Source organism: Nocardiopsis ganjiahuensis DSM 45031 (assembly GCF_000341085.1).
Classification (GTDB): domain Bacteria; phylum Actinomycetota; class Actinomycetes; order Streptosporangiales; family Streptosporangiaceae; genus Nocardiopsis; species Nocardiopsis ganjiahuensis.
Genome location: NZ_ANBA01000020.1, coordinates 239,576 through 248,948, shown reverse-complemented (window position 1 = coordinate 248,948; position 9,373 = coordinate 239,576). Strand labels below are relative to the sequence as shown.

General features: G+C 71.5%; 10 protein-coding genes. 3 read left to right on the top strand and 7 right to left on the bottom strand.

The window, feature by feature from the left end; genetic code table 11:
• Window positions 1-332: 332 nt before the first annotated feature.
• Window positions 333-1,334, bottom strand: a complete 1,002-nt coding sequence (locus D458_RS37180; RefSeq protein ID WP_204366936.1) for a hypothetical protein — start codon at window positions 1,332-1,334, stop codon at window positions 333-335.
• A 3-nt stretch (window positions 1,335-1,337) separates the two neighbouring features.
• Here D458_RS37180 and D458_RS0126905 point away from each other — a divergent pair, with 3 nt between their 5' ends.
• Both D458_RS0126905 and D458_RS0126900 read left to right on the top strand, forming a co-directional pair.
• Window positions 1,338-2,024: a tetratricopeptide repeat protein gene (locus tag D458_RS0126905; RefSeq protein WP_239648073.1), complete on the top strand. Its 687-nt coding sequence runs from the start codon at window positions 1,338-1,340 to the stop codon at window positions 2,022-2,024.
• A 53-nt stretch (window positions 2,025-2,077) separates the two neighbouring features.
• Complete coding sequence (locus tag D458_RS0126900) at window positions 2,078-2,473, top strand: NUDIX domain-containing protein (protein WP_017589816.1); 396 nt, start codon at window positions 2,078-2,080, stop codon at window positions 2,471-2,473.
• Here the strand turns inward: D458_RS0126900 and D458_RS0126895 are convergent.
• Window positions 2,460-3,392 (bottom strand): hypothetical protein, encoded by a 933-nt coding sequence (locus tag D458_RS0126895; RefSeq protein WP_017589815.1) that lies wholly within the window; start codon window positions 3,390-3,392, stop codon window positions 2,460-2,462. The genes D458_RS0126900 and D458_RS0126895 overlap by 14 nt on opposite strands.
• A 68-nt stretch (window positions 3,393-3,460) precedes the next feature.
• The gene (locus D458_RS0126890; RefSeq protein WP_017589814.1) at window positions 3,461-4,465 is read right to left on the bottom strand and encodes an MBL fold metallo-hydrolase; all 1,005 of its coding nucleotides are present in this window, start codon (window positions 4,463-4,465) and stop codon (window positions 3,461-3,463) included.
• 307 nt (window positions 4,466-4,772) lie between these two features.
• Here D458_RS0126890 and D458_RS0126885 point away from each other — a divergent pair, with 307 nt between their 5' ends.
• Window positions 4,773-5,180 (top strand): single-stranded DNA-binding protein, encoded by a 408-nt coding sequence (locus D458_RS0126885; RefSeq protein WP_017589813.1) that lies wholly within the window; start codon window positions 4,773-4,775, stop codon window positions 5,178-5,180.
• Between the two features lie 5 nt (window positions 5,181-5,185).
• Here D458_RS0126885 and D458_RS0126880 read toward each other — a convergent pair whose 3' ends face one another.
• From D458_RS0126880 to D458_RS0126865, 4 genes are all read right to left on the bottom strand, one after another.
• Entirely contained in the window at window positions 5,186-6,205 is a 1,020-nt protein-coding gene (locus D458_RS0126880) for an HAD-IIA family hydrolase (RefSeq protein WP_017589812.1), read from the bottom strand.
• Window positions 6,206-6,391: 186 nt separating this feature from the next.
• Window positions 6,392-7,198 carry an aminoglycoside N(3)-acetyltransferase gene (locus D458_RS0126875; protein ID WP_017589811.1) on the bottom strand — a complete coding sequence of 269 codons (807 nt, stop codon included), beginning with the start codon at window positions 7,196-7,198 and terminating at the stop codon, window positions 6,392-6,394.
• A 277-nt stretch (window positions 7,199-7,475) separates the two neighbouring features.
• A complete protein-coding gene (locus D458_RS0126870; RefSeq protein WP_017589810.1) occupies window positions 7,476-8,756 on the bottom strand; it encodes a DUF1015 family protein in 1,281 nt (426 codons plus the stop codon).
• A gap of 56 nt (window positions 8,757-8,812) precedes the next feature.
• Window positions 8,813-9,163: an SCP2 sterol-binding domain-containing protein gene (locus D458_RS0126865; RefSeq protein WP_017589809.1), complete on the bottom strand. Its 351-nt coding sequence runs from the start codon at window positions 9,161-9,163 to the stop codon at window positions 8,813-8,815.
• Between the last annotated feature and the right edge of the window lie 210 nt (window positions 9,164-9,373).

Below are 9,373 nucleotides of genomic sequence, written 5' to 3'. Positions count from 1 at the left end.
GAGAATAGGGGGAGGGGTTCGTCTTTCGGGGCGGGCTCCTCCTTCTTTTTGTTTTTTGCCATGTCTTGTGAACATGTGAATTTGAGGATGTCCGTGTGGTGGTGGGAGCCCGGTGCTCATCCCCGGGCTCTGGGTTTGATGCGGTAGGCGTCACCGCCGCCGTGCGCCTCGCTGGAGGTGCCCTCGACCTCTGAGCCTGGCAGTATGAAAGAGCACGGGGCCCGCGGCAGCCAACTCCCTGGTGCGGGGTTGTGGATATCCACACCGTCGTGTAATGCGGCTTTGGTGATGTGTGCGTAAGCCATGTCGTAAGCTGGAGGGTACGAGTACTACTACGCGCTGCTACTGCTCAAGGTGGCAGCGCTTTTGAGTGTTGACGGACGGGTTGGATGACTGAGGACAGCCGATCGGGAGACCGCGAGGACTCCGGAGCAAACGACCACAGCGGTAACCGCTCCGGTGAGCCTGAAGGTCGCGGGCGCGGTGACGAGTCCCGTTCCCGGTCTGGCTACAGGGGCTCCCGGGACGACAGAGGCAACACCGGAGGCGGCGAGCGCCGTAACTTCCGTGATGGCGACGACCGCAGCGGTGGGTACCGCGGCGGTGACCGCCGGGATGACCGTGGCGGTGACCGTCCCACTGGTGACCGTGGTGGTTACCGGGGTCGCGAGGATCGTCCCAGTGGGGACCGTGGTGGTTACCGCGGTGGTCCCGGGGGCGAGCGCGGCCGTGGCGGAGACCGTCCCAGTGGGGACCGTGGTGGTTACCGCGGCGGGAACGACCGTGGCGGGAACGACCGCGGTGGTTACCGCGGCGGCTCCGGAGGCGACCGGAGCCGTGACGACCGTGGCGGTTACCGGGGCGGTGACCGTCCCACCGGTGATCGCAGGGACGACCGTGGCGGAAACCGGGACAACCGGAGCCGTGACGACCGCGGGGGCTACCGTGGCGGTGACCGTCCCACTGGTGACCGTGGTGGTTACCGGGGTCGCGAGGATCGTCCCAGTGGGGACCGTGGTGGTTACCGCGGTGGTCCCGGGGGCGAGCGCGGCCGTGGCGGAGACCGTCCCAGTGGCGATCGCGGCGGCTACCGCGGCGGGAACGACCGTGGCGGGAACGACCGCGGTGGTTACCGCGGCGGCTCCGGAGGCGACCGTCGCGGTGGCGGACGTGACTTCCAGCGGGACGACCGCCGGCCTCCGCGGGAGGACCGGGACCCGGCGGACATCGCTCCGCCGCTGCCCGACGAAGCCACGTACGACCAGCTGGACAAGGACACCAAGCGCGACCTGCACTCGCTGCCCAAGACCCTGGCCGAGCTGGTCGGCAAGCACATCGTGGCCGCTGGACTGCTGGTGGACGAGGACCCGGATCGGGCCTACAAGCACGCTGCCTACGCGCGTCGGAAGGCTTCCAGGCTGCCCAGCGTTCGTGAGGCGTCCGGTATCGCCGCCTACACGGTGGGCAAGTGGCAGGAGGCCCTCTCCGATCTGCGCGCCGCGCGTCGGATGAGTGGTCGGGACACCTTCCTGGCGATCATGGCTGACTGCGAGCGCGGCCTCGGTCGTCCGGAGCGGGCTCTGGAGATCGCCAACGACCCGGCCGCCAAGGACCTGGACGCCGACGAGCGCATCGAGCTGCGGATCGTCGCCGCCGGTGCCCGCCGTGACATGGGCGACGTCAAGGCCGCTCTGGCCGAGCTTCAGGTGCCGGAGCTGAAGGAGCGTCGGGCCCGGCCGTACGTGGCCCGGTTGTTCTACGCCTACGCCGATGTCCTGGAGGAGCTCGGCCGTACCGAGGACGCCCGTGAGTACTTCGCCCGGGCCTCTTCGGTGGACCGTGAGGGCGTCACCGACGCGGACGAGCGCCTCGCCGCCATCGAGGGTGTCGAGCTGGTCGACAGCGACGTCGAGGACGGTGTCGTCTGGACCGACGTCGAGGAAGAGGCGGACGAAGCCGCTGCCGCCGAGGCCGCGGCCGCTCCCCGGGAGCGCCGTGACGACCGCAGGGGTGGCCGGGACTGAGCCCTGGTGACGGAGCGCCGCCGAGTGGCCAGGAGCCACTCGGCGGCGCTGTCGTGTGTCTGCACACGCTTCCTGAGCGGTACGACTCGGTGGTCTGCCTGACCTACGCGGGGGAGCGGCCCTTCATGGTCCGCAACCCCGGGAGGGCCTGGGAGTTCCCCGGCGGGCACCGGGAGAGCGGTGAGGACCTGTACGCCACGGTGAGGCGCGAGGTGTACGAGGAGGCCGCGGCCACCCTCGGCGAGGTCGTGGTGATGGGTTACTACGTGCTCTCCGGAGGCCACACCACGGTGGTCACGCATGCCCAGGTGAGCGCTGTGGAACCGATCAGCGGGGAGTTCGAGACGCGTGTTTTCGAGCGTCTTCCCGAGGACTCGGAGCTGTCCTGGGCGGACGGCCTGTACGCCCACCTGATCCGTGTTCTCGGTCTGCCGCTCAGAGCCGCTTGACGTAGGTGTTCTCGGTACCGACCAGGCTGTAGCCGATGCGGTTGTTGATGGCCAGCATCGGTTTGTTGGTCTCGTGGTTGCCGGTGTAGGCGTGGGTGAAGCCCCGTTCCCTGGCCCGGTGCAGGGCCATGTGCTTGGTGTACCCGGCCAGGCCCCGGTTCCGGTACTCGCGCAGGGTGCCGGTCATCGCCGACTCCATGCGGCTGTCGTGGTCGGACGAGTAGCAGGAGATCGCCACGGGGGCCCCGTCCAGCAGCAGGGCGAGGCTGAGCTCCAGGTCGAACATCGGGTTGTGCCACACCGAGTCGAGCCAGAACTCGTAGGACAGGAAGTCCTCCGCGGTCTCGCCCGGTTCGTCCGCGTCGGCGGCCTTGTCGATCTCGTAGAGCGGGCGGGGGTCGTCGGCGAACTCGCTCCACCGGCGCAGCTCGGCGCCCGCCGGTGCCTGCGGCGGATCCGGGAGCCTGCTCAGTTCCATGCCGAGCACGTGGTGGCTCTCGACCAGCTCGTACCCCCGTGCCAGGATCGCTTCTCGGAAGTGCTCGCCGGCGGCCTGGACGCCTTCCTGGGCGGCGCTGGTCCGCAGGAAGGCAGCCCCCTTCTCGGTCAGGTTGGCCTCCGAGGCCTCCAGGAGCCGGGCGGCGAGATCCGTGTCGCGGTGTTCTTCGGCCAGGGCCCCGTAGAAGGAGTTGCCCTTGCGGGTCCCGTCCTCGTCCGTGTGCACTCTGCTGATCATGTGCCCGACCACCCTGTCGCCGTCCACCGCGACCAGGCGTGTGTCGTCGACGTCGGGGCGGGGGTGGTCGAACCGCCACCGCATGTGTTCCTCGGTGACGGCCACGGCGGGAAAGCCGTTCCTGATGAGGGTGAAGCTCTGGGAGAGGTCGTCCTTGCGTACCGGACGGATCTGGGGAGTCATGCCGGGAGGTTACGGGGGGCGGTACCGGGGGCGCACCTGGTTTTCCGGCGCCCCGGCACCTCCTCGACCTAGGCCCGCTCCTCCTCGGCCTTCCTCTTCGCTTCGGCCTGTTCCTGGGCGAGCTTGTCCAGCCAGTGCATGATGCCGCTGACGTTGGCCTCCGGACCGCTGAGTGTGTCCAGGACCGCCACGGTCCCGGCGGAGGCGTCCGCCGGGAGGGGCTTGTACCGGGAGACGACCTTGTCGCGCACCATCGCGATGGCGTGGTCCAGGTCCCCGCCGGTGTCCCGGGAGTCGCGTACGGTCTCCACCCACAGGCGGAGTTCGTCCTCGGCCCGGTCGATGGTCTCGGTGACGGTGTCGTGCGCGCCGAAGTGGGAGAACATCAGCCTCTGGGCGCCGATGTCGCGGAACAGGCCCAGGGTGCGCAGGCAGGCGTCCATGTCGAAGTCCGGCGGCGGGGTGGCCGGGCGCAGGTCCCCGGTCAGGGGGTTGTACACGCCGAGGGCGTCGCCGACGTACAGGTCGCCTGTCCCGGTGTCCACCAGGCCCATGTGGTGCTTGGCGTGTCCGGGGGCGTAGTGCGAGACCAGCTTGCGGCCGGCGCCCAGGTCGACCTCGCCGGTTTCGGCGACCGAGCGGATACGGGCGGCCTCGGTGGGGTGCATCTGGCCGAACAGGGTCTCCAAGCGGTCGCCCCACACCATCTTCGCGCTGGCCATCAGGCGGCTGGGATCGGCCAGGTGGCGGGCGCCGCGTTCGTGCACGACGATCTCCGCGTTGGGGAACAGCGCCGCCATGTCCCCGGTGCCGCCCGCGTGGTCCAGGTGGATGTGGGTGACCACGATGGTCGCCAGGTCCTCGGGGGCCAGGCCGAGCCGGATGACGGCGTCACGCAGTACCGGTGCCGAACCGGCGGTGCCCACCTCGACGATGCAGGGCCGCTCGGTGCGGATGAGGTAGGCGGAGACGACCCCGGGATAACCGGCGAGCATCGTGTCGATGGCATAGATCTGGTTGCCCAGCGGGGTGATCCCCTCGGGCAGACCGCTGACGTCCACGTCGTCGTGCACGGCAGGCACCCCTCTTCTTCAAGCGTTGTGCGGTCCGTTCCGAACCGAACCCGACTCTAGGACAAGGGTGTCATGGCTGTTGACGGCGGGTCCCCGGGGTTGTCCACAGGTTGAGGAAGGGTCTTCTTTCCCGGGCCCGCCCGGGGGATCCTGGAATCAGCGCGCGCACCAGGTGACTACCGGAAAGGCCCTCGTGCTCGAACCCACGTCTGTCTCCACGTCCCCGAACCCGCAGTCCGATCCGGAGGGGAGGGCCCGGTGGGTCTCCGCCTCGCAGAGCCCTCGGCCGTCGTCGAAAACCCCCTCCGTGCCCGAACCGGCCCCCGAACCGAGGACCCTCGACGAGGGGCGGCCCGAACCGAAGGGTGCCGGGCCGGAGCGCCCGGACGGGCACCGCAACGAGGTCTTCGTGGTCGGCCGGGTCACCGCCGCCCCCGCGGAGAGGGAACTCCCCAGCGGGGACCGCCTGGTGACCTGGCGGATCGGTGTGGCCCGGGCCGAGGTGTCCGGGCGCCGACGGGCCCGGGCCGATTCGCTGACCCTGGTCTCCTTCGACCCGCACATGTGCGATCGGGTGCACGGGTGGCGGATCGGCGACGTGGTCAGGGTGACCGGTGAGCTACGCCGCCGGTTCTGGCGCGGCTGGAACGGCGTCCGGAGCGTGTTGGAGGTGGAGGTGGGCACCGTCGCTCTGGTGCGCAGGGCGGAACGGTGAGCCGGTCACCAGCCCAGGACCGCCAGGGCCGCGGTGGCCGAGGGGCCGGTGGGGTCGACGCGCTCGTCGGACCAGACCGCCGTGCACAGGGCGCGCAGACCGTCCAAGCGGTCTCCGTCGCCGGACAGGCGTACGGTGTCGGCCTCGACGCCGACGGTCCAGCCGCCGCACTCGGTGCGCGCGGTGTCGCCGTCGACGCGGCGGACCGGGCCCGGGTGGGTCTCGTTCATCCCGGACACGTCCCAGGACAGGTAGCGGGGGCGCTGGTGGGCGGGGGCGGCCAGGAGGTCCTGCGGGGTGGCGACCCCGGACAGGACCAGGAGCCCGGCGGCACCGTGTGTGGTGGCGCCCTCGATGTCGGTGTCCAACCGGTCGCCCACGATGAGGGGGTCGGTCGCGCCGGTGCGCATCATCCCTTCCTCGTGCAGGGGGCGCATCGGCTTGCCCGCGATCACCGGTTCCACACCGGTGGCGTGCGCGATCACCCGCACGAACGAGCCGTTGGCGGGGGTGATCCCCCATTGGGTGGGGGCGGTGGCGTCGGAGTTGCTCGCCACGTAGAACGCGCCGCCAGCGACCGCGAGTGTGCCCTGGTCCAGGAGGTCGCGGGACATCGTCGGCGAGTAGCCCTGGACCACGGCCACCACCGAATCCGTGGCGACTGTGACGGGTCGCAGACCCATCCGGCGCACGGCCTGGCGCAGGCCGGTGTCGCCGACCACCAGCACGTCCGAACCCGCCGGGTAGCGGGCGGCGACCAGTCGGGCGGCGGCCTCGGCGGAGGTGACCACGTCCTCGGGGGCGGCGGGCACCCCCAGGTGGGTGAGGTGTTCGGCGATCCGGGCGGGGGTGCGGCCGGCGTTGTTGGTCACGAAGGCGACCCTGGCACCGGCAGCGCGGGCCTTGCCCACGGCCTCGGGGGCTGCGGGCACGGCCTTGGGGCCGATGTAGACCACGCCGTCCAGGTCCAGGAGCATCGCGTCGTGGAGCTCGTTGAGCGGGCGGTCAGCTGCCTGCAGGGACATGGCGCGGGGTCCGATTCCGTGTGGCGGGAGAGGTCGCCTCCAGGCTAGGCCTCCCGAAGGTCCGGGCGCCCCTGCCACGGGGTGTGTGCTCCGTCGCAGCCTGGCCGCGGGGCCCGTCCGAAGCCGCGGAGAGGGGGTGGGTGTTCGCTGGGCGGTCCGCGGGTGCCCGTGTTCGGGAGGTACCGGTCAGTGGGGGCGGTGCCTGGTCAGCCAGGTGGTGGCGAAGTCGACCGCCCGGGCCAGGGGGAAGAGGCGGGCGGCGGCCGAGCCCACACGGCCGACGGTCACCGCGCCGGTGGTCTCGAAGTCCGCGCCCAGGGCGGGGAAGTCGGATTCGTCGAGGGCGACGTCGGTGTAGGTCACCCATTCCCGGTCGCCGTCCGGGGTGTGGACCGCGCAGGAGGTGGGGGCGGTGCGTGGTCGGGGGACCCGGTACTCGGCCAGGTGGAAGGCGGTGCAGGAGTCGTAGCCGACTCCCAGGAGGAGGACGTGCGCTCCGGACTTCTCCAGCCGGGCCAGTGGTGAGTTCTCGCCGAGGGCTGATTCGAGGGGGTGGGGGTGCATGAGGAGGGCCGCGTCCGGGCCGAGCGCGGCGAAGGAGGTCTGCGGGTGGGCGCTGCGTACGGCCCCCGGCCAGGTGCGGACCCGTTCGGGGACGCGGCCCATGTAGGCGCTGGGGGTGATCGCGGGGTCGAAGGCGGGTGATTCGGCCCGGATGGTGTCCCACCAGGCTTCGGGGACGGGCGGGTCGGACCAGCCGGAGGGGTCGGTGTTGTCCATGGTCTGGGTGGGCACGACGAGGGTTCCGGCGGGGCCCACGGCGTCCAGGAGGGCTCGGACCACGGTCTGGTCGCCTCCGCACACCCAGCCGAGCGAACGCAGGGAGGTGTGTACCAGGAGGGTGTCGCCGGGGCGTACCCCCAGGTGGTTCAGGTGGAGGGTGAGGGAGGCCGCGGTGCGCGGCCCGTCGGAGGGGACGGGGGAGGTGGACACGGCGCTGCTCCGTTGCGGGTCGACGCGGGGACACCGCTCATGTTCCCAGCGGGTGCGGCCGTGGGCCAGCGGGTTTCGATGGCGTCGGGTGAGGGCCGCGGTGCCGGCTCCGAGGGTGCGCGAAGCCGACCCGGTGCCTGTTCTGGTCGGCTCCGTGCGCAACGCCGGGAGATCGTGGTGTGCGGGTGTGCGGGTGTGCGGAGGGCTCCGGAGCTGGGCCGTTCCGGCGGGCGCGGAGGCGGGCGACGGGTGGGCGGAGTGATCCGAAGAAGAGGGCCTAGTCCAGGACGCGCATGACCAGACCGGTGCGGGGTTTGGGGCCGAAGGAGGTGGACTTGCGGGGGGTGAGCTCGCCGCGGTCGGCGACGGCGTAGACCTGCTCCACGCGCAGCGGGGGCACGAGGGCGGCGGTGCCCTTCTCGTCGCGGGCGGCGGCCACGGCCTCGACCGGGTCGTCGTGCACCATCCGCACTTTTTCCTCGGGGTAGCTCCACAGGGGCATGAGGACCTCGTGCAGGGCGGCCGTGGCCAGGTGGCGCCAGTCGGGGGAGTGGTCGGGCATGGCCCGGCGCAGGACCTCCTCGTCGAACCCGCTCACCAGGTGGGCGTCGCCGTCGGCGGATACCAGGAGCAGGGCCGGGGCGCTCATCTCGGCCAGGGCGGCGGGGTCGGCCTCCGGGACCGGTTCCACCGTGGCCACCGTCCGGGCGGCGGCCAGGGCCTCGGCGGTGTCCAGGCCGGGCAGGACCCGGTGGATCGCGCCGAGCCGGGGCGGGTGGGTATCGCTGTCCACGAGCAGGGCCAGGCCGTGGCTCCAACCCGGGTCGGTGCTCTGCCGGCGGAGCCTGAGGTAGGCGGCGTAGCGGTGGTGGCCGTCGGCGATCAGGGCGGAGCGGTCGGCCAGGTCGGTGGTGATCTCCCGCTGTCGTCCGGGGTCGGTGATGGCCCACAGGCGGTGTTCGGCGCCGTCCCTGGTACGGGCGCGGACCACGGGTTCCTGCCGGGTGCCGGTGGCCTCGGTGGCGGCGGAGGCGGCGCCGCCCGCGCCGCGGTAGACGAGGAAGATGGGTTCGAGGTTGGCGCGCGCCACCTCCATCAAGCGGAAGCGGTCGCGTACCGGCGGGTCGGCCACGTCCTCGTGCGGGCGCACGGCGGGTTCGGCGTCCTCCTGCGGCAGTCCCAGGGCGCCCACGAGCCCTCGCTGTACCTGGCCGTCCGCGGTGGCCTGCTCGTACACGTACAGTGCGGGTTCCTCGTCCAGGGCGAGTACCCCGTCGGTGATCCAGCTCCGCAGGAGGTCCGCGGCGGAGCGGTAGCGGCGGGAGACGGCGTCGTCGTTGTCGGTTGCCTGCCGGGAGAGCTCGAAGGGCAGTGTGACCCTCGCCGCGTTGTGCGGGTCGGAGCGCTGGAGCTTTCGCGCCTCCTCCGCGTCGGGGATGTCGTAGGGCGGCGCCAGCAGTCGTGCGATGTCGAAGCCGCCGTCGATGAAGCGGTCGACGTCGGGGGCCACGTAGCGCAGGCCGCGGAAGGGGGCCAGGTCCAGAGGTTGGCGGGGCATCCCAGCAAGGTACCCGCCGCTGGGTGGTGGCGGTGCATTCGGTCTCGGGGGACTGGTCAGAGCAGGCGCTTCATGCGGATCAGGTCGCTGAGGCTGGCGTCGACCCTGAGGCGTCGGCTGAACAGTGCCTTGGCGGGGTCCAGACGGTCCTGGGCCAGGTCCACGAGGTCGGAGCTGGAGACGGTGACCCGGACCTGGGGGTCGGCGGCGGGGGTGTCCAGCGGCCGCGGGGTGACGTCGGTGAGGCCGTCGACGGTCAGGCGCATGTCGAAGGCGGTCACCAGGTCGGGGACGATCACGCGCACCGTGCGTTCACGGATGTGTCGGCGTCGCCGTTCCAGTGGTTGGGCGAGGATGCGCCGGTTCGCCTGGGCTATGCCCTCCAGGCATGCGTCGATGCTGCTCATGGGCACATGATGCCCTATTGGCGGTGTACCGTCCGGCAACCGGCCAAGAGGCCCTCGGGCGGACCAAGGGTGCGGATCGCCCCGGGGCGGGTGGTGCGGGTGGGGCAAGCTCTGTCGTTTGCGTGTCACATGCGCTCCGGCCCCGGTAGCGTTGGCGTCGAACCCCCCGGAACACGAGGCCCCTCCCTCTCCGTGTCCTCTTTTCGTTCA

Coding starts and splice junctions, on each gene's coding strand:
- D458_RS0126870 (WP_017589810.1), bottom strand. CDS start 8,756: ATGCCCCGCCAACCTCTGGACCTGGCCCCCTTCCGCGGCCTGCGCTAC.
- D458_RS0126865 (WP_017589809.1), bottom strand. CDS start 9,163: ATGAGCAGCATCGACGCATGCCTGGAGGGCATAGCCCAGGCGAACCGG.
- D458_RS0126880 (WP_017589812.1), bottom strand. CDS start 6,205: ATGTCCCTGCAGGCAGCTGACCGCCCGCTCAACGAGCTCCACGACGCG.
- D458_RS0126895 (WP_017589815.1), bottom strand. CDS start 3,392: ATGACTCCCCAGATCCGTCCGGTACGCAAGGACGACCTCTCCCAGAGC.